Here is a 21,016-nt window from a genome sequence, read left to right on the forward strand (position 1 = left end):
AGGCCCTGCAGGGCCGATGGTGCTGGGGCATAGCCCTGGGAGAGTAAGGTCGCTGCGTGCCCTCTGGGGTATTGCCGAAATAAATTTTAGCCCCTGGGTATTCCCAGGGGTTTTATTTTTTACCTTGTTTAATTTACCGTAGTGCAAAATTGTTGTTAGAAAAAAGAAAAAAGAGACCACTGTTATTAGTAAAACAAAGTCGACGAAAACCCAAATTACCAAAGGAGTGTCTCTTGTGAATACTATTTTACTACAATAATGAGAAAAATCATTGGAAAAAGAGCAAGGAATTTGGTATAGTTTTATTTGCCATGTTATACCTTCGGAGGTGTGAGAACTGGAAAATTTAAGTATTCATGCAGATGTTTCTAACCTTGAAGAGTTGAAAAGGGCAATTAGCAATGGGGCCGAAGGTATTGGTGTTTTACGTACAGAGTTTTTGTATGGTAGTTCTGATAGTCACTCTGAAGAATATCATTTTCAAAATTACCGAGAGGCTATTAAATTGGCTGACAATAGACCCATTACCATCCGTACCTATTGTGGTGGCGCAGGTGACCCTTTAATGGGGCAATGGGGAATTAGACATAGCATGGCCAATGAAGAGCAGTTTATTACTCAAATACGGGCCATATTAAGGGCCAGTGCTTATGCTCATGGCAATAATGTAAATATTGTATTGCCGGGTATAGCAGATATAGAGGAGTTTAAATGGGCTAAGGATAAGATAACAACAGTAAAAAATCAACTGAAAGATGAAAATCAAGAAATCAGTGGCTATGTGCCCTTGGGCATAATGATAGAAATACCGGCAGTTGTATTGAGTCTAGAGATGTTTACCCACGAAGTTAACTTCTATCTGGTTGACTCTGACAAATTACTCCAATACATTATGGCCATAGATACGAGAGCCCCTGCGGCTCCAACACTTAATGATCCTATGCATCCTGCTATGCTGCGCACTTTAAAAAGGATAGTGGAATGTAAACCCGGGCAAAAACTAAATATATCAATATGCGGCAGGCTGGCTGAAATTGAATGTGCAATTCCTTTATTTATTGGATTGGCAATCCGCAGTATTGCAATTGACCCATCTTTGATTGCTAAACTGTTCAATTATATGAACGGTATTGATAAGGAAAGTTCTGTAAGGATAGCTGCAAAGGCATTAGCCTTATCCAACTCAGACAGAATAAAGAATTATGTGCATGCAGCCATTGACAAACTTAGGTGATGGGATGAAGTTGCTAGATTAAAGAAATACCCTTAAGCTCGGAATATGTGATATAATAACATCTGATTGTATGCAATTGGTGGATGCAAGGGGGGGAAAGACTTTGGGTATTAATAGCGGTGGCGAGGATTTAACTCTTAATGATAAGGAAAAACAATTAATACGTGCAGTTGGGGTGTTAATGCATTACCCAAAGGGACATACCCTTTTCTCTGCGGGTGATGTGGCTGATAAAATATATTTAATTGAAACCGGATATGTCAAAATCTATCGTATAGCCACTGATGGCAGGAGAGTCACCGTAGGCTGTATAAGAAGTCCCGGAGAACTAATGGGACTTGCAGAGGCTTTACACCATGGTGAGCGCACTTGCTTTGCAGGGGCAATAAATGATGTTAAGGCCATTGTGGTAAGAAAATATAAGTTTCAAGAGTTATTGTTACAGGAACCAAATTTGTCCATAAAAGTCGCCAAACTGTTGGGTGCAAGGATGCGTGAGGCTGAGGCCATTGTTCATGAAATGGTGTGTTGGCAAGTTTCAGGTAGACTGGCAATGATGTTATTGAAGGTTTCTGAGTTATGTGGAATAAAAACCGATCGGGGTATTAAAATAGATCTAAGACTGACCCACGAAGAAATGGCCAACATGATAGGTACATCACGGCAGACAGTTACTTCTGCCCTCAACACCTTTAAACAGGAAAAGAGTATTGCAATGGAAGGCAGAGATATTTACATTACCGATGTTGAAAAGCTTACCAGGTGGATTATGTGATCAAACCAGCTTAATAATAGGCTGGTTTTTATGTGGCTATGGTTGGTTGGGTGCCATAAAGAGTAGAATGGAAAATTTAAAGGCAGGAAACACGACAATAATCTAGAATAACTACTAAGGTTAGAGTAATTTAATGATAATTTGGGGGAGCGTTAGCTTTGAGTATTTATTCCTTAGACGGTGCAGGTTTAAAACGGATGTTAATGGGGAGTATTAATCTGTTGGCAACTTCTAAGCAAGAAATAGATGCACTTAATGTATTTCCGGTACCTGACGGAGATACCGGAACTAATATGTATTTAACCTTTCTTGAAGCTGCTAAGGAGATTCAAGCGGCAAAAACAAGTCATGTGGGAGAGATAATGGAAGCAGCGGCCAGGGGCTGTCTGATGGGAGCCAGGGGTAACTCCGGTGTTATTTTGTCGCAAGTTGTAAGGGGATTTGCCAACTCTTTAAAAGGTAAGTCAACGGCCACTGCAAAGGATATGGCCAAGGCCTTTGCGGAGGGAACAAATTTAGCCTACCAGGCAGTGGCTCAGCCTGTGGAAGGTACGGTGCTGACCGTATTGAGAAAAAGCAGTGAAGCAGCACAGCAGGCGGCCGATCGCAGCCCAGACTTACTGCGTTTTATGATCACTGTCTACAGACAGGCTGCAAGGGCATTGGATGAAACACCGGAACAACTGGCGGTTCTTAAAGAAGCAGGCGTGGTGGATGCCGGTGGCAAGGGTTGGGTGATAATACTCCAAGGGATACTCTATGCCTTACGCAGGGTCGAAGAAATAGAGCTGCTGCAAGATTTTGCATCCAGCCAAAAGAAACGTCTGGCCGAATTCACATTAAAAGAAATAGACAGTGATATTCATTATACATACTGTACCGAATTTATATTAAAAGGTACTGACCTGCCCATAGAAAAAATTAAAAACGAGTTAAGCCCCTATGGGGACTGTTTAATGGTTGTTGGCAGTGATCAAGTATTAAAGGTGCACATCCACTCCAACCATCCAGGCTTGGTCATTGAAACTTGTCTAAATTATGGTACTTTGCATCAAATGAATATTAGTAACATGCGTGAACAGAATTTAAGTCTTGAGAAAGGCCAAGCCGATAAGCCCCTGGCTGTTGTTTCTGTGGCAGTGGGCGAAGGAATTATTAAGATTATGGAAAGCTTGGGAGTAGATAAGGTTATTACCGGCGGACAAACCATGAACCCCAGCACCGAGGAAATTTTGCAGGCTATTGAAAAAGCACCGTCTCAAAACATTATTGTGTTGCCAAATAATAAAAATATTGTTTTGGCTGCCAAACAAGCGGCCCTGATGACTGAAAAATCTGTTGAGGTGGTAAACACCGTTTCTATTCCCCAGGGTTTGACTGCGCTGCTGTCATTAAACCCAGAGGGCACCTTGGAAGAAAACGCCGACAGAATGCAAGAAGCCCTTAAGCTGGTGAGAACGGGAGAAGTAACCACCGCAGTGAGAAATGTAAGCATCAATGGTCAAGCCATTAAGGAAGGAAATATTATAGGCTTAGCCGATGAACAAATTGTTGCATTTGGCAATGACACCTATCTGGTATTAAAGCAGTTGATGGAAAAGTTAACCTCTGGCGGAGAGGAGTTAATCACCCTCTACTACGGTGAAGATCAAAACGGTGAAAGTGCAAGGCAAACTGCAGAAATGCTGCAGCGTGATTTTCCTAACTTAGAATTTGAAGTTCATTACGGTGGTCAACCCCTGTACCCGTATATAATATCCGCTGAATAATAATAAATTGGTTTGGGCACAGGCAGGACTTAAAGACCGTTTAATAGAATACCTCTTAGTAGAGTTCATATCACTAGGGGGTATTATAATGTCAAAATCCATAGCAATTTTTTCTTGTAAAAAGATTCGAGATGTCAATTGCATTGCATGTATTAAGTGCTTTAAGGCTTTCTCAGATCGCGCCGGGGAATTTGAACGCTATCTAGATGAAGATGACGTAGAAATAGTGGCCATGAGTCATTGTGGCGATTGCCCGGGTCTATTAATTCCCCGTACCGTCTTGCTGCTGGAAAATTTGAGGGCACAGGGACGTGAGGTTGATACCATTCACTTTGGTACTTGTTTGGTAAAAGCCACTGAAACTGCTGCATGCCCAATTAACTTAGAAAAAATGAAAAATATTTTAGAAACTAAATTTAATAAGAAGGTTGTAATTGGAACTCATAACTACTAAATAAAAAGTCGGTGTGATTCACCGGCTTTTTGTTCATATCTGGCTTTGATTGCATATGGCAGCATTATTAGTTAATATAACTACAGGGGCGGCATATTCATTTGCAGGCCTTGAACAATAACTTTATTATATTTCAGGGGGCAAATTATGGTAGTGGGAACACTTACGGTTGAATTATTTGTTGGGCAAGCAAGCACTTTAAAGGACAAGCGCAGAGTCTTGAGGAGTATTTTAGACCGGGTGAGGGCTAAATACAATGTTTCTATTGCCGAGGTTGATAGGCAAGACACCTGGCAGCGAGCCACCCTGGGAGTGGCCTGTGTGAGCAATGAAACAGCCCATGTGCAAAGCGTTTTAAGCAAGGTGGCAAGGTTTATCGAATCCCTGGGAATTGCAGAAGTTATTTCATTGTACACCGAGATACTATAATACTATTATAAGCCCCAAGGTTATGTGGCCTGCCTTCAATCACTTGTACTCTTATTGGCGTCTGCCTGAAAATTATCAATAAAAGCCTGTGCCTTTTCTATGGTTGGAAATCCGGTAAATCTCAATGTTTCTTCTACATTTTGAATATTTTCTATGGCTTCGTTCACAGGCGTTCCTGCAGGCACAATTTCACTTAGATATTGCAGATGACCTTTAAGGCGATAACATATAACATCAAACACCTTGAAAACACTCCTTTCTATAAACATTATACCATAAAATAAGGTAAAAGCACCGAACATAATACTTGTATTTGGGTATTGCTTTGGGTTCTTTGTTAAGTTACAATACGTGTAAAAAATTCATTGAGGGGGAATTTAAATGTTTGTAGCTGATTATATGACTACTTCACCAATTACCGTTAGTAAAGATACTTCTGTTATTGAAGCCCTTGATATATTAAAAAAGAATAAAATTCGACAACTCCCTGTCACTTCAGGTTACAAACATATTGGTCTAGTAACCGAAAAAGAGTTACTTGCAGCCTCTCCTTCACCGGCTACCACCTTAAGTGTTTATGAAATCAAAGATTTAATGTCAAAATTATCGGTTGGCAGCGTCATGAATAAAAATCCCCTTACGGTTACACCATATTGTGCCATTGAAGAAGCTGCCTTGCTGATGAGAGAGAATAAGGAAAATAGCCTATTGGTGATAGACAAGGATGTGTTAGTGGGCATTATTACCGAGTCAGATATTTTTGATGCCATTATAAAAATGTCTGGTGCAAAAAGAGCAGGAACTCGCATTGTGATTGAAACCAAAAATAAAATTGGCTTAATAGCTGAAATCACAGGTATAGTAAGGGATTGCAATATAGATGTGGCCGGCATTGGTGTAATAGAGAGATCCGGGGGTATGGTGCAGATGATGCTGCGACTATGCACAGCCCAGCCCTTTGAGGTGATTAATGCTTTAGAGAAAGCCGGTTATAAAGTTGACCAAGCCGGTAGCTGTGGTTAAATGAACTTTAAAAAACCTTCTGACAATATGTTAGAGGGTTTAAGTTTTTATAAACATAAGTAATGCAGGAAAATGAAGAGTAATGCAAGAATATAATAGTATAATGCTAGGGAATTTAAGGGGTGTAATGGATGGGGATATTGGAGAAAAGACAGCCTTCTTTTATTACTTTTAGGGAGACTTTTTTAAATGCCGTTGAGCAAATAACGGGTAATATGGTTGAGCCATCTGCCTTGTGGAAAGAAATAGGTGATGAAGAAACAAGGGAGCAGGTATTGGAAAAGGTAGTGGATGACTTGGAAAAGGAATATGGCTTTAGAACAGTTATACCGAATAACTTGGTAGATTTTGATGGCGGAGTGGAGGGTGTGGCCAATCAAGTGCACCATAATTTTAATACCATGTATTTGATAGAAAAAATAAATGCCAAAATTATGGCCAGACGACAGTATTAAGGAGCGATTGACGCTCCTTAAATTATTTATCATGGGTTTGTAAATATACGTTTTTCCACTGCCTTGGCGGTTTTGGTGGTGGCTAAGCCGCCCATGGAGGTTTCCTTCAGTGTTTCCGGTAACGAGCGGCCTACCCGGTACATGGCATCAATCACTTCATCACAGGGTATTGCACTTTCTATTCCGGCCAGGGCCAGGTCTGATGCCACTATGGCCAGTGCAGCGCCGGTTGCATTTCGCTTTATACAAGGTACTTCCACCAAACCTGCCACCGGATCACAAACCAGTCCCAGCATGCTCTTTAATGCTATGGCCACTGCGTGGGAACACTGCCGGGCAGTGCCGCCTGACAATTGCACCACTGCGGCTGCAGCCATGCCGGAGGCGGATCCGATTTCTGCCTGACAACCACCGGCGGCCCCGGAGATGCCGGCCTTGTTAGCAATAACCAAACCAACGGCTCCGGCTGTAAACAGCGAATGGATCATTTCATCCCGGGAGGCGTTGAGATATGAGCCCACCGTTAAAATGCATCCCGGTACTATTCCGCAGGAACCTGCCGTTGGAGTAGCCACCACTGCTCCCATACAGGCATTTACCTCTGATGTGGCCAAAGCTGAGGTGAGCACCTCCATCATTAATTTACCGGACAGGGCTGTGGAGTTTTTATTATATGACGCCAATAGTTTTGCATCACCCCCGGCAAGCCCGCTGCGCGATTTTAGGTCTTCATTAATCCCCCTGGCAATGGCTTTTTCCATTATCGCCAGATGATCTGACATATTGCTAAATATTTCTTCCTCTGAAATGCCGGTGGTTTCTGATTCCTGCTTAATCATTACTTCGGATATCCTCATTTTTTCTGACTGGCATATATTAACAAGTTGTTCCATTGTTTTGAAGTACATGATTGTAACCGCCTTCTGCTATTTATTGTGAACCACCACATTTGTTACATGGGGTATTTTTTTTAGCTCTTTTGTAATCCTTTCCGGTATCACTTGATCGGTCTCTATGGTCATCAGGGCTTCAGAACCCCGTGACTTTCTGGCCACCTCCATATATCCAATGTTTATTCCCTCGGAGGCCAGCAATTTGGCAGCTGAAGCTATTACTCCATGGCGGTCAAAATGAAATATTATTAAGAAATTATTATCCGCCGAGATTTTAATATTAAAGTCATTGATTGAGATGATTTCTGCCCTGCCGCCACCGGGGGATATACCGACCACGGTTAGGCGGTGATTTTTATTGGCCATGGTTATCTTTACTGTGTTGGGGTGAGTGACGTCCTCTTCACTGGTTGTTATTGCTATATTTAACCCTAATTTTGCAGCGTGTTCCGCTGCTTGTACCAGGTGTGGGCTGTTTACACCGTAGCCCAGCAATCCGCCGATTAAAGCCAAATCGGTGCCGTGACCTTTATAGGTCTTGGCAAAGGAACGATAAAAAACCACTTCAATGTGCCGGGGCTGCCCATTAAAGATTTTACGGGCCATTAAGCCAATTTTTGCTGCACCTGCAGTGTGAGAACTGGAAGGCCCAATCATAGCCGGCCCTATGATATCAAAGACCGAGGTATATTTCATGTACTCAACCCTTCCACGCATACTATTTTACAGTAAAAATAGGCGGTCGCCGGCGTCGCCGCAACCCGGTATGATGTACCCCACTTCATTTAAACATTTATCAACCGATGCTGTGACAACTTTTATTTGTGGGTACTTTTGGTGCAGTTGTTTGATGCCCTCCGGTGCTGTAAAGGCACAAACTAAAACAATGGAAGCAGGGTCGATTCCCGATGCTGTCAGTATATCCATGGTTTTTACACAGCTGTTGCCGGTGGCCAGCATAGGGTCTAAAACATATACCCTCTGATAGGTGTCAAGCTTGTCTGGCAGAGAACGAAGATATACTTTGGCTTCCAGTGTTTGGTGATCCCGGGCCATGCCGATATGGGCAATTTTGGCCTCGGGTATTATTTCCAAAAAACTATTCACAAATCCAAGTCCTGCCCGCAATACCGGTATTAATAATACTCCCTTCATATCTAATTCTTCCACATCTGCCATTACATTTAAAGGTGTTTCTACCTGTGCCTGCCTGGTGGGCAAATCTGCAGTGGCCTGGTATGCCAGGCAAAGTCCCAGCCGTGACATACAGTCTCTGAAAAGGGCGGTGCCGGTTTTTTTATCCCGTAAAAATTTCAAGCAGTGTTTAGTAACCGGGTGTTCTACCACAACTACATTATCCAAAGGGTTGTCCTCCTTGCCAAATTATGATCTATATTATATATTAGCAACTATTGTTGATGAATAAAAGTAAAAACAGTGTAATTTGTCAAATCGGCCCCTCTTTCGTTATAATATTGCTTAATCCCTGCTAAAATATAAAAAAAACAAGGAGATGAAGTGTTTGATTGATCCCGTAGCCTTTACCATAGGATCTATTTCTGTATACTGGTATGGAGTAATTATCGCCAGTGCCTTTCTGGTGGGCATATTTCTCGCATACCGCCTTGCTCAAAGGACGGGTATAGATCCCGAGCATATTATTAACATGGTTTTACTGGTTATCCCTGCGGCTTTCATTGGGGCAAGGCTGTATTATGTTATATTTGAATGGCATCGTTACGCCGGTAATTTTTTGGAAATATTTGCCGTACGGCACGGCGGTTTAGCTATCCACGGGGGATTAATTGGCGGTGTTCTGGCCGGCTACCTTTACGTTCGCAAACATAGGCTGCCGGTTTATAAAATTGCCGATATTTGTGCCCCCAGCGTTATACTAGGCCAGGCTATCGGCAGGGGGGGGAACTTTTTTAACCAAGAGGCCCATGGTGGCCCTGTCAGTTACGACTTTATCAGCCGATTCCCGGAGTTTATTAAAAATCAAATGTACATTTACGGTCAGTATCATCATCCCACTTTTCTTTATGAGTCCCTGTGGAACTTGTCCGTTTTTGCTTTTTTAATGATATATTGGCATAAAAAACGTTTTGAAGGCGAAATTGCCTTTTTGTATCTTGGATTATATTCACTGGGCCGTTTCTTTATCGAGGGACTGCGCACAGACAGTTTAATGTTAGGGCCAATCATGATGGCCCAGCTGGTCAGTGTAGTGTTAATTGTCATTAGTGTGTTGGCAATAGTGCATTACCGCAAAAAAGAAAAACAGCAACGGCTGTAGGGCCGCTGCCGCTTTATGGCGCTAAGGCCTGCAATTTGTTGTTTTTCTATACACCCGAAATCTTTTTATAAGGTCGCATTTTAAAGTATCTTTTAGGATTCGGTTCATCATTGTGTTATTTTCTAATATCAGCGACAGCTCAGCATGGGGGTAGCCCTTTCTCAATAGCCTGGCCATGGTCTCGTGCATCAACAGGGCCGCCACCCCTCTGCTGCGAAACTTTGGTACCACTCCTAGCACTGCAACCCGGCAGCCGTTAATAAAGCCCTTAGAGTCGATATTGGGCAAGGTGAGGCAAATACCGGCAGGCTCTCTGTTTACCTCGGCAACTAACAAGAGATCGGGTTCAGCAAAGGAACGGTAGCTGTTTAAATAGTTTGCCGCATCCCCCACAGAAAGCTGTTTGCTTCCCCAATTACCCTGCATTGTTTGGTTATGCACGTAGGAAAGTATTTGTGCCTCCCTATGGATGTTATTAAAGTTGATCTTTCTTATTTGCACCCTTTGTTTTTTTCTGACCTTTTCAGCCACCCGGGCCAGTTTGTGGGGGAAGGGGTGCTTGTGGGTCCAAAGGTATGCCAACAGGTCTATGTATTTAGAAAAACCGGCGTACTCCAATAGATGGGAGTAATACCCCAGATTATAGGGCATATTTTGTTGGGGGGCATAGTTAAAGCCTTCTATCAGCAGACCGACGCTGTCGTTTGTATTATAGCTGACCGGGCCGGCCAGATAACCATATCCCCTTGCTTTGGCCCAGCGACAGCCGGCTACAAACAGCTCTTTAACTGCCTCCGGGTTATTGGTGCTTTCAAAGTAGCCAAATAATGCGGTGTTCCTTTCATGGTGTTTGGGGTTGGCCATAATGGCCACCCGGGATGTGACGATGTTATCATCCACTGCCACCAGCAAAGCAACTTCCCTGGTCGGGATCTTAAGCAGAATGTTAGCTGTTTTTTGGACGCTTGCAGGTAGCCAAAAGGGGTCCCGGTAATATATGAACTGGGGCAAGCGGACAAAAATATCAAACTCCCTATTTGTTGAAACCTGATATACATTAATCCCCAAAGCAATCACTCCAAAAAAAATAGGCCGGCCTAAGGCCAACCTGAGAAATTTCCAGCTTATGCGTGGCTGGGCTTTCTTTATTGTATGGAGTTTGGGTAAATGTGTGATTGCAAATGCAATGTTTTTATTAACGCATTACTTTTGGCCACAGATTGCGTGCGTCAAAGTTTTTTAGGGCTTTAACAAAGTCATCCCTCATTCGCGGGTAGCGCTTGGATAATTCTGTCACTAACTCTTTAGCTTCCTCCCGCTTAGTTTTACGGTTTGCCGGGCATGGATTATGAATGATAGGAACTTGGGCCTTATTGGCCAATCTAATTACGTCTTTTTCCGGCAAATAAACCATTGGCCTGATGATGGTTAAGTCCGTCCTGTCAAGATAGGTGCGCGGTGAAAAGGTGCGAAATTGTGCGTTGTAGAAGAAACTCATAAAAAAGGTTTCAATTGCATCGTCCAGGTGATGGGCCAAAGCCACCTTATTGCAGCCAAACTCTTTGGCTGCACTGTTCAAAGCACCCCGGCGCAGGTTGGCACATAAGGCACAGGGGTTTTTTTCCTGTCTGGCATCAAAGACTATTTTACCGATCTCTGCCGGTTCCACATGGAGGGTTAAATCCAGCGAACGGCAAAACTCTTGAAGCGGAGTGATGTCCATATCCCATCCCATGCCAACATGAATCGGTTGTATTTTGAAGTTGTATGGATAATATTTTTGATAATAAGCCATCACATACAGCAAGGTACTGCTGTCTTTACCGCCCGATACCCCAATGGCTATCTTATCTCCGTCTTCAATCATTTTGTAATCGGCAATGGCCTTTACTGATTCGCTTAATACCCATCTTAAAATATTGCTTTTGTTTTTACCCATGATGTCTCCTTATTTAAAGAATTATTTTTCGGTAAACTGCCCTTTACAAAGGGGGCAGGTGTGGTCCTTACTGCCCTTTTTCACCATTACCGTTTTCTGGCAGTGGGGGCAAATTGCGTTTTTGTATCTTAACAATTTGTAAGGAATCATTAATATCATAAAGACAAAAATAAAAAGCCATAAATAAACTAAAAACTTCATAAACTCCACCCCTTTTAACAACCAATATTTTATCATAAAATAATTGAAAATGTGTGTTATTATTAAAGGAGCTTTTTGCATATCAATAAATTCCCATTGACAAGGGATAACAAACTTGGTAAACTATCACCATTCAATTAAATAATCAGTGTGCTCTTATCCGGAGTGGTGGAGGGATCAGGCCCTATGAAACCCGGCAACCGCGTTGGCAGTGGTTAACAGGCTACAGTTAACTGTTTTTAAACTGCTGACGAACTGGTGCTAAATCCTGCAAGGGAGTTTTCCCTTGACAGATAAGAGGTAGCAATTTTTGTTTGCAAACCTCTTCTGTGTGTGAAGAGGTTTTTTACTTCATGCACCGAGAAAGGGCACCAAAAAGACAGGAGGTAATTTAAAAATGGCTGTTGAAAAAACCTATGCTGAGATTAATGCTAAAATCAAAAGCGGCCAGGCAGTGGTGTTGACTGCCGAGGAAGTTGTTTCGCTGGTAGCTGAGAAGGGAGTTACCCAAGCGGCAAAAGAAGTGGATGTTGTTACCACCGGAACCTTTGGGCCCATGTGTTCCTCCGGTGCATTTCTAAACTTTGGGCATCCTAAGCCGAGAATGAGAATGAGCAAGGTGCTGCTCAACAATGTGCCTGCTTATGCAGGGATTGCTGCTGTGGACGCCTATATCGGTGCCACTGAACCAACCCTGGATGACCCCTTGAACAAAAAATTCCCCGGCGAGTTTCGCTATGGGGGCGGTCATGTTATAGAGGACTTGGTGGCCGGTAAACCCGTTAAATTAAAGGCACAGTCCTATGGCACAGACTGCTACCCCCTCAAGGAGCTAGAAACAGAAATTACATTACAAGATATAAACGAGGCATTTTTATTTAATCCTCGCAATGCATATCAAAACTACAATTGTGCAGTAAACTTAAGTGACCGGACAAAGTACACCTACATGGGAATGCTAAAACCGAAACTTGCCAATGCCCATTACAGCACCTCAGGGCAGTTAAGCCCGCTGCTAAAGGACCCACACTTTTTGACCATTGGCATTGGCACCCGCATCTTCCTCGGGGGCGGTGAAGGTTATGTTGCCTGGTATGGAACACAGCACTTCCCATCGATGCTCAATGCCTCGGGTGTGGAGCTACACCCAAGCGGCGGAACCCTATCGGTGATCGGTGATTTAAAACAAATGAACCAAAGATATATTAGGGGATGCAGTTTCATAGGTTATGGATGCTCCCTTGCGGTGGGCATCGGTATACCTATCCCCGTTTTAAATGAAGAAGTTATGTATTGGGTTTCCCGTTCAGATAAAGAGCTTTATGCTCCTATTGTAGACTACAGTGATCATTATCCCAACCGCACCGGCGAAAACCTGGGGTTTGTAAGTTATGCTGACCTAAAGAGCGGTGAAATCACCGTTAACGGTAAAAAAGTAAAAACTGCACCACTATCCAGCTATCCCATGGCGGTGGAAATTGCCACAGAGCTAAAGGAAAGAATTAAAGCCGGAAAGTTTGAACTAACCCAACCGGTGCAGCAGTTACCGTCAGCCAAGGATAACATTGTACCCAAGTCCTTAAACGTCAAAGAATAGGACGAAAAACAGTATAAAGGAGTTGTAAAAATGTCACCTAAAAAAATAATCCTAAGGTTTTCTGCGGAAACTTCTGAAAAACCGATTATTTACCACTTGGTTAAAGACTATAACCTTATGGTTAATATTATTAAAGCCCGTATTAATCCGGCCCGGGAGGGTACAATGGTGTTGGAGTTAACGGGAGACAGGTATGAAAGCGGTATTAAGTATTTAGAAGAGCAGAACATAAAGGTGCAAAAGTTGGCTGAACATGTGAACCACAACCGGCAGAATTGCACAAGCTGCGGAGTTTGTACCGATGCATGTCCAACCGGCGCCTTATTTTTAGAGCGTCCGGCCATGGAGGTACAATTTAACAGCGACAAATGTATAGTTTGTCAGATTTGTGTAAAAGTTTGCCCCGTAAAGGCCATGGAGGTTTGTTTTTAATTTGGAATACATGGAAAGAACATACCGCAAGCTACACCGCCAACAGGATTTAGTTCATTTTCAAGCGGTGGTTAAAGAAACCGATTTGGATGTTGCGGTGCTGCGAACACGGTTTAATGACCATTTGGTTAAATGGGTAGAAAATTTGGTCATGGAATACCGCTGCCCACTGGAGCAGTATATACAGCGCCACCCGGAATTTGCAAAAACGTTAAAGCCATTATCGCCCTTAGACGGAGCTCCTGCCATGGCTGTGGAAATGGCTGAAGCCGCTAAGCTTGCCGGCACCGGACCCATGGCGGCAGTGGCCGGTGCCTTTGCCCAGTATGTGGGGAAAAGGCTGCTTGGCCGTTCAAGGGAGGTAATAATAGAAAACGGCGGCGACATTTATATGCGCTGTACAAAAAAACGCAAAATAGGCATTTTTGCCGGGCAATCACCCTTTAGTAATAAAATTGCCCTGGAAATCCCGCCGGAGCAATCACCGTTGGGAATATGCACCTCTTCGGGCACGGTGGGTCACGCACTTAGCTTTGGCACTGCAGATGCGGTGGTTGTTCTTTCCCCTTCAGCCATATTGGCAGACGCGGTGGCAACGGCCAGTGCAAATATGGTGAAAGACGTGGAAGATTTACAAAAAGCAGTGGATTTTGCCACCTCGATAAAAGGAATAACCGGAGCGCTGGCCATAAAAGATGATAAGATGGCGGTAAAGGGTCAGGTAAGAATAGCACCCTTGTAAAGTGCTCACAATAAACCGGTAAAAGACAGAGCCGATCTTCTAAAAAAGGTCGGCTTTTGCTATAATGTAGTTAATACTACATTATTTGCTAAAAAGGAGCAAGATACAAATGGGAAATGATTTTGTACTAAATGAAAAGGGTAAATTAGTTTTTCCCGACGGCTGGGAGCGATCAGTGTATCTTGTTCCCCATTCTGATATTACAATTAGTATTAACGGCCAAGCGGTAATGGAAACAACAGAGGCAAATGCTGGGGATGAAATATTATTTTCTTCCAATGCTGAGCTAGTAGAAGGTAAGGTGAAGGTAAAGATCAGCGATGATCGTTTAAAGGCCTTTGTTCAATTGGAACCGGCCATCAGAGTTCTGCCTGCCCTTGATGTTGAAGTAACAAGTACCGGTGTTTTTGTTAAAGCCGTGCCCTTGGAGAAAGAGGAATTTACATTTGAAAAGGAACAGGTCACCCAGGAACTGCAAAGGGCCGGCGTGGTCTACGGGATAGATAACCAAGCCATCGCAGATCTTGTGAAAACTCCGTCAATCGGTAAAGTGCTGGTGGCCAGTGGGAAAGAGCCGGTGCCCGGTATAGATGAATCTGTAAATGTGCTTTTTGACAGAGAATCCACTAAGCGCCCCCAAGTAATGGCTGACGGTAGGGTTGATTTTAAACAAAAACGCCTTGCTTCAGTTGAATTGGGCCAGGTACTGGCAGTAAAAACTGCCGGCAAAGAGGGTGAACCCGGTTGTGGAGTTGACGGTCAGCCCTTACCGGCGCCTGAGCATAAAAAAATATCAATGGTGGCCGGTTCCGGGGTGGTGCTCCAACAGGACGGTTTAACTGCAATAGCCTCACAAAAGGGATTGCCCAGTCTGAAAGTTGCCGGAAACACCTGGACCTTTCAAGTAAAGCCTGTATTTCAAGTCAATGAAGTAAACTTGAGTACCGGCAACCTTGAGTTCAATGGCGACATTCGCATTAACGGTGATGTGGCCGAAGGAATGTCTGTTTTTGCTGCCGGCAATATAGATGTTGGGGGGGCCGTTTACGGAGCCAAACTAACAGCCCTGGGTAATGTTTCGGTGGGTAAGAACCTTATTGGTTCCACCATTAATGCCGGTGGTTCTTCCCAATATCTACAAGACTTTAAATCTAAATTTAAAACTTTAGAGGAAAGCTTAAAAGAAATAATTACTTGGCTTAATGCTCTCAAAGACAAATGTGCTGAGTTAAATAAACCCTTTAGTGCCGGCCAGATGATTGTGGCCCTCATAAACAAGAAATACCAAGATACCCCTAAATTAGTGGATGAACTGAACAGTCTTTTGAAAAAGAATCAAACGGTTGTAACGGCAGAGCTGGAGAATTTAATTAGGGAACTGGTAATAAAGTATAGACGCTTAGGCTGGTTGAAAATCCAAGATATTGAAGAAGTGGATGCCCTGCGGCAGAGGATGTTAACTGTGATGACCTCTATTGATTCAACTGACGAAAAACAAGGGGATGTTTTGATATCCTACGCAGTTAACTCAACCATCGATGCGGCCGGCAACGTTCATGTATGCGGCAGGGGCTGTATTAATACAGTAATCAACGCCTCAGGTAACGTTGTTATTGACTCAATATTTAGGGGTGGGAACATAAACTGTAAAGGTGTCATTAAGATCAATGAGGTTGGCTCTGAGATGGGTGTTAAAACCACCTTAAAAACAACCGGCGATGCGATTAAGATCGAAAAGGCCCATCAAAACGTGATACTTACAGCGGGAGCCCGCATTTACACTGTTAATAGTACCGAGTATAAGGTGTTTTTTAAGGAAGATGATGACTAAGGTAGAACCGACCGGGGGGTCGGTTTTTTTTATTTACTAATGTGAACATGGACACAAAAATAAGCAAACAATTATCAGAATATAAATGAAACAAAAATGAATATATTAGCTGTAGCGAAAAGGATAATTAACGGCAAAGTAGTATAATAGTTTTAAATACAAAAGGGGCAGTAGCCTCAAAATTATCCTGCTATAGTAAAAATATTTTTTGCTAATTTTAAAAAAAGCAGAATTTTGGACTACAAAAACCTATAATAATGTGATAAAATTTCACTATAGATAGTGCGATAGTTGCCACTGGTTTTTAAGAGGGGGTGGGATAGTGAATATAGTAACAAACCAGGGCTCGAAGGAACTAAATTTTACAAATTTTGTTCTTGAGGTTAAGGAAAGAAGTTGTCAACCGTTAGAACTGTGCTATCAATGCCAAAAATGCTCTGCGGGATGTCAAGTGGGTGATTACACAGATTTTCATCCCAGTCAAATTATTCGCATGATTCAATTTGGTTTAAAGGAGGAGGTATTAAAGAGCAAGTTCATATGGTTATGTGCCAACTGTGAAACCTGTGGCGCCAGGTGTCCCAATGGCATTTCCACTTCAGCAATCAGTGATGCTTTGCGGGAAATAGCCTTAGAAGAAAAAGTACCGGCCAGTGAAAAGAATATACCCATATTCCATGAAAACTTCTTAAATGCAGTGAAGTCCAACGGCAGGATACATGAAGCGACAATGTTAGCCATGTATAAGCTGAAAAGCGGGGATTTATTCTCCGACATTAAGATGGGGCTGGATTTATTTACAAGAGGCAAGCTACCCCTTTTGCCTGCTCGCGTAAAAACTAAAGGTAAAATAAGACAAATTTTTAATGATGTAGACAAAACGAAAATGAGTAACTGCAGCAATAATGACAATTCCATCTCTATGTAGAAGGGGGGGAGCCTAAGTGAAGTTTGCCTATTACCCTGGTTGTTCGCTGGAATCGACAGCCAAAGAGTTTGATCAATCAATACGCGCGATCAGCAGTGCGCTGGACGTGGAATTGGTCGAGCTACCGGATTGGACTTGTTGTGGTTCAACGTCGGCCCACGCCACTAATCATAAGTTGGCACTGGCCTTAGCCGCCCAAAATTTAGCACTGGCGGAGGAAAGCAAGTTGAACCCGGTGGTGCCCTGTTCAGCCTGTTACAACAGGTTAAAGACGGCTGAGCATTCAATCAGGAAGAACGACGAGCTGAGGGGCCAAATGGAAGGCCTGTTAGGCCATCGTTTTACCGGTGAAATCACTACAAAGTCCGCATTGGAAGCATTTGCCAATGACGTGGGCCTGGTTGCAATTGCTAAGCGTGTGGAGAAAAAACTATCGGGGTTAAAGGTGGTTTGTTATTATGGGTGCTTAACTTCGCGCCCTGTAAAAGAGGTAGCCTTTGAAGACCCTGAAAACCCACAGAGTATGGATAAGATAGTGAAGGCTCTGGGCGCAGAGCCAATAAACTGGTCCTACAAAACCGATTGCTGCGGAGCCAGTTTTTCCATTACCAGATCATCAATGGTTTATGGAATGACCGGGCGCATCTTAGATGCAGCGGTTGAAGCAGGGGCCCATGCAATTGTTACTACTTGCCCATTATGCCAAATGAACTTGGAAACCAGAAGAAAACCTGAAATGAAAATACCGGTATTTTTCTTTTCAGAGTTGATGGGCTTGGCCTTTGGTTTGTCAGAAACCCAAAGTTGGTTTAAAAAACATATGGTGGATCCCACACCGCTGATTAAGTCGCTACAGTTGACAGGATGACATAAATTAATTAGCTGATTAACGGGACATCCGGACCAAACTATGAGACTGGAGGTCTGGTGAAATTATGAGCCAAAATCAAAGTAAAAAAACAGGGGCAGTTTTGGTGGTTGGTGGAGGTATTTCGGGTATGCAGTCCGCATTGGATTTGGCTGAAACAGGTTACAAGGTATACCTGGTGGAACAAAAGCCTGCCATTGGGGGCACAATGGCCATGCTGGACAAAACCTTCCCCACTAACGACTGTGCCATGTGTACCATGTCGCCTAAACTGGTGGATACCGGTAGGCATCTAAATGTTGAAATTATTACTAACGCTGAAGTGTTAGGACTGGAAGGGGAACCGGGAAATTTTAAAGCCCGGGTATTAAAAAGGGCTCGCTGTGTGATAGAAGATAAGTGCATAGCCTGCGGCGCCTGTGCAGAGGAATGTCCCATAGAAGTTCCCAGTGAATTTGATGGCGGTCTGGGAATGCGTAAGGCTATTTATAAGATGTACGCCCAAGCCACTCCAAATGCCTACGCCGTAGACAAGGAAAACTGTATCGAATGTGGAGCCTGTGAAGATGCTTGTGAAGCTGGTGCAATCGACCATGATATGGAAGATGAAGAGCTGGTATTAGAAGTTGGTTCGGTAATATTGTCCCCTGGCTTTGAGCCTATTGATCCCACCCCTTACGGTGAATTGGGCTGGGGAATTTACCAAAATGTGTTGACCAGTGTTCAGTTTGAACGTATGCTTTCCGCCTCCGGTCCCTTTCAGGGACATGTCTCTCGGCCGTCAGATCAAAAGGAACCCAAAAGGATTGCTTTTGTACAATGTGTTGGGTCAAGGGACGTAAACAGAGGTAAAGACTATTGCTCTGCAGTTTGTTGTATGTATGCAACTAAACAGGCAATTATTGCCAAAGAGCATATTGATGGCTTAGATGCGACCATATTCTATATGGATATTAGAGCGTACGGTAAAGACTTTGAAAAATATTATGATCGGGCAAGATTGCAAAACGGCGTTAGATACGAAAAGTCAATGATATCATCGGTTAAGGAGCTGCAGCAAAGCAAAAACCTCTTGATACGCTACCGCACAGCCGACGGTGAGCTGAAAGAAGAAGAGTTTGATATGCTCATTCTGTCGGTGGGGTTGAAGCCCAGCTCTACGGCCAAAGAACTGGCTGAAGCGGTAGGGGTTGAGCTGGATGAAGACGGTTTTTGCAGATGCGAGGAGTTCAATCCCAGTGGCACCACCAGACCGGGGGTTTATGCCGGGGGAGCCTTTGTGGCACCCAAGGATATTCCTGAGACAGTGGGAGATGCCAGCTGCGCAGCTGCCCAAGCGGCACGGATTTTAAGTGAGGCAAGGGGTAGCCTGGCCCAGGTGCAAGAATTTCCGCCTGAGAAGGACGTTCTCAATGAGGACCCCAGGGTGGGAGCCTTTATTTGCAACTGCGGCATAAACATCGGTTCGGTGGTTAAGGTGCCTGAGGTGGTGGAATACGCTAAAAGCCTGCCCGGGGTGGTACATGCTGAAGAGTTTCTCTTTACCTGCTCCCAAGATAACATTGATAGGATCAAAGAGCGAATTAAGGAACATAAGCTCAACAGGGTGATGGTGGCTTCCTGTACACCAAGAACCCACGCACCCTTGTTTATGTCCAGCATTCGTGAAGCAGGATTAAATCCATATTTGTATGAACAAGCAAATATTCGTGAACATGCTAGCTGGGTGCATCGGGACAACCCCGAAGCAGCCACGGAAAAGGCCAAAGATTTGGTACGCATGGCGGTGGCCAAGGTGAAACTGGCTAAACCGGTACATACCTCTTCGGTGGATTTAAACCGCAAAGCTTTGGTGGTAGGTGGAGGGTTGTCAGGATTAACTGCTGCACTAAACTTGGCCAATCAAGGGTTTGGGGTTTATGTGGTAGAAAGAAAGCCGGAGTTGGGCGGCAATGCCCACCACGTAAAATACACCATTGATGGTTCAAATCCCCAGCAACTGATCAAGGATTTAAGTGCCCAAGCAAATGAACACCCACTGGTAGAAGTATTTACCGGGGCGGAAATTTCTGAAGTGGCCGGCTATTTAGGCAATTATAAAACTACCATCAATATCGGCGGCGAAAGCAAGGTGGTGGAGCACGGGGCTGTTATTATTGCCACCGGAGCCCAAGAAGCTAAACCCAATGAATATTTATATGGCGAAAATGAGGCCGTACTTACCCAAAGAGAATTGGAAGATAAATTGGCAAACGGCGGATTGAGCGGAGTCAACAATGTGGTCATGATCCAGTGTGTAGGTTCAAGGCAAGAAGGCAGACCTTACTGCAGCCGCATATGTTGTACCCACGCCATTAAAAATGCGTTAAAAATTAAAAAGGATAACCCAGATACCAATGTGGTCATCTTGTACCGGGACATCAGAACCTACGGCTTAAAAGAAAGGTACTACCGTCAGGCAAGGGAGCAAGGGGTTGTCTTTGTCAGATATGAATTGGAAGAAAAACCGCAGGTCAGTGCTGTTGGGGATAAGATTACAGTGTCTGTGACAGATCCGGTACTGAAGCAAAGGTTGGAATTAAATGCTGATTTACTGGTGCTGTCCACAGGAATTGTGCCGGAATCGGGCAGTGAAGAATTGTCGCAAATTTTCAAAGTTCCCCTTAACGCCGACGGCTTCTACTCTGAGGCCCACATGAAGCTGCGTCCTGTGGACTTTGCTGCCGACGGTTTATACCTATGCGGTTTAGCGCACTCACCTAAGCTAATCGGTGAATCCTTAGCCCAGGCCAATGCTGCTGCCATAAGGGCTGTAACACTGCTATCCAAGGATCGCCTGGAAAGCTTGGGTATTGTAGCAACTGTCAATGAGAAGTGGTGTAAAGGTTGCGGCTTATGCGTCAGCATATGCCCCTATGATGCCCGCGTCATGGATGAATCAAAAGGTGTTGCCGGTGTGCGTGAAGTACTCTGCCAGGGTTGCGGAGCCTGTGTGGCTGCCTGCCCCAGCGGTGCATCACAACAAAACGGCTTTGAAAAGGAGCAAATTATCGCTATGGTAGATGCTGCCTTATAGACTTATTCTATCCTGCTGGGTAGCCCCTCTCCGCAAGGGGTGGGGTGGATGCCAAGTATAAACAAGCTCCTCAA

Annotated in this window: 22 protein-coding genes and 1 riboswitch; of the genes, 15 read left to right on the plus strand and 7 right to left on the minus strand. The window is 43.9% G+C overall.

The window, feature by feature from the left end; genetic code table 11:
* Nucleotides 1–352 precede the first annotated feature (352 nt).
* The 5 genes from BR02_RS0105410 to BR02_RS0105430 all read left to right on the plus strand — a co-directional run bounded on the left by BR02_RS0105410 (nt 353) and on the right by BR02_RS0105430 (nt 4,661).
* Entirely contained in the window at nt 353–1,234 is an 882-nt protein-coding gene (locus BR02_RS0105410; RefSeq protein ID WP_274377115.1) for a putative PEP-binding protein, read from the plus strand.
* Between the two features lie 70 nt (nt 1,235–1,304).
* Nucleotides 1,305–2,009 carry a Crp/Fnr family transcriptional regulator gene (locus BR02_RS0105415; protein WP_051688143.1) on the plus strand — a complete coding sequence of 235 codons (705 nt, stop codon included), beginning with the start codon at nt 1,305–1,307 and terminating at the stop codon, nt 2,007–2,009.
* 158 nt (nt 2,010–2,167) lie between these two features.
* Entirely contained in the window at nt 2,168–3,778 is a 1,611-nt protein-coding gene (locus BR02_RS0105420) for a DAK2 domain-containing protein (protein WP_031514974.1), read from the plus strand.
* A gap of 88 nt (nt 3,779–3,866) precedes the next feature.
* Entirely contained in the window at nt 3,867–4,232 is a 366-nt protein-coding gene (locus BR02_RS0105425; protein ID WP_031514976.1) for a CGGC domain-containing protein, read from the plus strand.
* Between the two features lie 147 nt (nt 4,233–4,379).
* Nucleotides 4,380–4,661, plus strand: a complete 282-nt coding sequence (locus tag BR02_RS0105430; RefSeq protein ID WP_031514978.1) for a DUF503 domain-containing protein — start codon at nt 4,380–4,382, stop codon at nt 4,659–4,661.
* 35 nt (nt 4,662–4,696) lie between these two features.
* On the opposite strand, the gene BR02_RS0105435 is transcribed toward BR02_RS0105430, so the two are convergent.
* Nucleotides 4,697–4,903 carry a hypothetical protein gene (locus tag BR02_RS0105435; protein ID WP_031514980.1) on the minus strand — a complete coding sequence of 69 codons (207 nt, stop codon included), beginning with the start codon at nt 4,901–4,903 and terminating at the stop codon, nt 4,697–4,699.
* A gap of 139 nt (nt 4,904–5,042) precedes the next feature.
* On the opposite strand from BR02_RS0105435, the gene BR02_RS0105440 reads away from it, so the two are divergent.
* Together BR02_RS0105440 and BR02_RS0105445 are read left to right on the plus strand one after the other, a co-directional pair.
* Nucleotides 5,043–5,684, plus strand: a complete 642-nt coding sequence (locus BR02_RS0105440) for a CBS and ACT domain-containing protein (protein WP_031514983.1) — start codon at nt 5,043–5,045, stop codon at nt 5,682–5,684.
* Between the two features lie 131 nt (nt 5,685–5,815).
* On the plus strand, nt 5,816–6,139 hold the full coding sequence (locus BR02_RS0105445; protein WP_031514985.1) for a hypothetical protein: 324 nt from the start codon (nt 5,816–5,818) through the stop codon (nt 6,137–6,139).
* A 29-nt stretch (nt 6,140–6,168) separates the two neighbouring features.
* Here BR02_RS0105445 and sdaAA read toward each other — a convergent pair whose 3' ends face one another.
* The 3 genes from sdaAA to upp are packed head-to-tail and all read right to left on the minus strand — an operon-like array spanning nt 6,169 to nt 8,394.
* Nucleotides 6,169–7,047 carry an L-serine ammonia-lyase, iron-sulfur-dependent, subunit alpha gene (sdaAA, locus tag BR02_RS0105450; protein WP_031514987.1) on the minus strand — a complete coding sequence of 293 codons (879 nt, stop codon included), beginning with the start codon at nt 7,045–7,047 and terminating at the stop codon, nt 6,169–6,171.
* Nucleotides 7,048–7,065: 18 nt separating this feature from the next.
* A complete protein-coding gene (gene sdaAB, locus BR02_RS0105455) occupies nt 7,066–7,749 on the minus strand; it encodes an L-serine ammonia-lyase, iron-sulfur-dependent subunit beta (RefSeq protein ID WP_238442409.1) in 684 nt (227 codons plus the stop codon).
* Nucleotides 7,750–7,755: 6 nt separating this feature from the next.
* On the minus strand, nt 7,756–8,394 hold the full coding sequence (gene upp, locus BR02_RS0105460; RefSeq protein ID WP_031514991.1) for a uracil phosphoribosyltransferase: 639 nt from the start codon (nt 8,392–8,394) through the stop codon (nt 7,756–7,758).
* Between the two features lie 151 nt (nt 8,395–8,545).
* Here upp and lgt point away from each other — a divergent pair, with 151 nt between their 5' ends.
* On the plus strand, nt 8,546–9,328 hold the full coding sequence (gene lgt, locus BR02_RS0105465; protein ID WP_207640985.1) for a prolipoprotein diacylglyceryl transferase: 783 nt from the start codon (nt 8,546–8,548) through the stop codon (nt 9,326–9,328).
* A gap of 21 nt (nt 9,329–9,349) precedes the next feature.
* Here the strand turns inward: lgt and BR02_RS0105470 are convergent, their stop codons facing one another.
* From BR02_RS0105470 to BR02_RS0105480, 3 genes are all read right to left on the minus strand, one after another.
* Complete coding sequence (locus tag BR02_RS0105470) at nt 9,350–10,396, minus strand: GNAT family N-acetyltransferase (RefSeq protein WP_157834928.1); 1,047 nt, start codon at nt 10,394–10,396, stop codon at nt 9,350–9,352.
* A gap of 127 nt (nt 10,397–10,523) precedes the next feature.
* Nucleotides 10,524–11,267: a tRNA 2-thiocytidine biosynthesis TtcA family protein gene (locus BR02_RS0105475; protein ID WP_031514996.1), complete on the minus strand. Its 744-nt coding sequence runs from the start codon at nt 11,265–11,267 to the stop codon at nt 10,524–10,526.
* A gap of 21 nt (nt 11,268–11,288) precedes the next feature.
* Nucleotides 11,289–11,468: a hypothetical protein gene (locus BR02_RS0105480; protein ID WP_157834929.1), complete on the minus strand. Its 180-nt coding sequence runs from the start codon at nt 11,466–11,468 to the stop codon at nt 11,289–11,291.
* A 153-nt stretch (nt 11,469–11,621) separates the two neighbouring features.
* Nucleotides 11,622–11,768, plus strand: a riboswitch (SAM riboswitch).
* Nucleotides 11,769–11,865: 97 nt separating this feature from the next.
* Here BR02_RS0105480 and BR02_RS0105485 point away from each other — a divergent pair.
* From BR02_RS0105485 to BR02_RS0105515, 7 genes are all read left to right on the plus strand, one after another.
* Nucleotides 11,866–13,065, plus strand: coding sequence for a homocysteine biosynthesis protein (locus BR02_RS0105485; protein WP_031515000.1), 1,200 nt, complete (start codon nt 11,866–11,868; stop codon nt 13,063–13,065).
* Nucleotides 13,066–13,095: 30 nt separating this feature from the next.
* On the plus strand, nt 13,096–13,497 hold the full coding sequence (locus tag BR02_RS0105490) for an NIL domain-containing protein (protein ID WP_031515002.1): 402 nt from the start codon (nt 13,096–13,098) through the stop codon (nt 13,495–13,497).
* Between the two features lies 1 nt (nt 13,498).
* Entirely contained in the window at nt 13,499–14,239 is a 741-nt protein-coding gene (locus BR02_RS0105495; RefSeq protein WP_031515003.1) for a UPF0280 family protein, read from the plus strand.
* Between the two features lie 109 nt (nt 14,240–14,348).
* A complete protein-coding gene (locus tag BR02_RS0105500; RefSeq protein ID WP_031515005.1) occupies nt 14,349–16,070 on the plus strand; it encodes a DUF342 domain-containing protein in 1,722 nt (573 codons plus the stop codon).
* Between the two features lie 322 nt (nt 16,071–16,392).
* The gene (locus BR02_RS0105505) at nt 16,393–16,998 is read left to right on the plus strand and encodes a 4Fe-4S dicluster domain-containing protein (RefSeq protein ID WP_051688144.1); all 606 of its coding nucleotides are present in this window, start codon (nt 16,393–16,395) and stop codon (nt 16,996–16,998) included.
* 16 nt (nt 16,999–17,014) lie between these two features.
* Complete coding sequence (locus BR02_RS0105510; protein ID WP_031515009.1) at nt 17,015–17,866, plus strand: CoB--CoM heterodisulfide reductase iron-sulfur subunit B family protein; 852 nt, start codon at nt 17,015–17,017, stop codon at nt 17,864–17,866.
* A 67-nt stretch (nt 17,867–17,933) separates the two neighbouring features.
* The gene (locus tag BR02_RS0105515) at nt 17,934–20,942 is read left to right on the plus strand and encodes a CoB--CoM heterodisulfide reductase iron-sulfur subunit A family protein (RefSeq protein ID WP_031515011.1); all 3,009 of its coding nucleotides are present in this window, start codon (nt 17,934–17,936) and stop codon (nt 20,940–20,942) included.
* Nucleotides 20,943–21,016 lie beyond the last annotated feature (74 nt).

The sequence above is a fragment of the Desulfofalx alkaliphila DSM 12257 genome (genome assembly GCF_000711975.1).
GTDB classification, from domain to species: Bacteria; Bacillota; Desulfotomaculia; order Desulfotomaculales; family Desulfohalotomaculaceae; genus Desulfofalx; species Desulfofalx alkaliphila.

Bases quoted from the DNA above. Each gene is read 5' to 3' on its own strand.
- BR02_RS0105415 (WP_051688143.1), top strand. From the start codon at position 1,305: ATGCAATTGGTGGATGCAAGGGGGGGAAAGACTTTGGGTATTAATAGC.
- BR02_RS0105425 (WP_031514976.1), top strand. From the start codon at position 3,867: ATGTCAAAATCCATAGCAATTTTTTCTTGTAAAAAGATTCGAGATGTC.
- BR02_RS0105430 (WP_031514978.1), top strand. From the start codon at position 4,380: ATGGTAGTGGGAACACTTACGGTTGAATTATTTGTTGGGCAAGCAAGC.
- BR02_RS0105440 (WP_031514983.1), top strand. From the start codon at position 5,043: ATGTTTGTAGCTGATTATATGACTACTTCACCAATTACCGTTAGTAAA.
- BR02_RS0105445 (WP_031514985.1), top strand. From the start codon at position 5,816: ATGGGGATATTGGAGAAAAGACAGCCTTCTTTTATTACTTTTAGGGAG.
- sdaAA (WP_031514987.1), bottom strand. From the start codon at position 7,047: ATGTACTTCAAAACAATGGAACAACTTGTTAATATATGCCAGTCAGAA.
- sdaAB (WP_238442409.1), bottom strand. From the start codon at position 7,749: ATGCGTGGAAGGGTTGAGTACATGAAATATACCTCGGTCTTTGATATC.
- lgt (WP_207640985.1), top strand. From the start codon at position 8,546: ATGAAGTGTTTGATTGATCCCGTAGCCTTTACCATAGGATCTATTTCT.
- BR02_RS0105475 (WP_031514996.1), bottom strand. From the start codon at position 11,267: ATGGGTAAAAACAAAAGCAATATTTTAAGATGGGTATTAAGCGAATCA.
- BR02_RS0105480 (WP_157834929.1), bottom strand. From the start codon at position 11,468: ATGAAGTTTTTAGTTTATTTATGGCTTTTTATTTTTGTCTTTATGATA.
- BR02_RS0105485 (WP_031515000.1), top strand. From the start codon at position 11,866: ATGGCTGTTGAAAAAACCTATGCTGAGATTAATGCTAAAATCAAAAGC.
- BR02_RS0105490 (WP_031515002.1), top strand. From the start codon at position 13,096: ATGTCACCTAAAAAAATAATCCTAAGGTTTTCTGCGGAAACTTCTGAA.
- BR02_RS0105500 (WP_031515005.1), top strand. From the start codon at position 14,349: ATGGGAAATGATTTTGTACTAAATGAAAAGGGTAAATTAGTTTTTCCC.
- BR02_RS0105515 (WP_031515011.1), top strand. From the start codon at position 17,934: ATGAGCCAAAATCAAAGTAAAAAAACAGGGGCAGTTTTGGTGGTTGGT.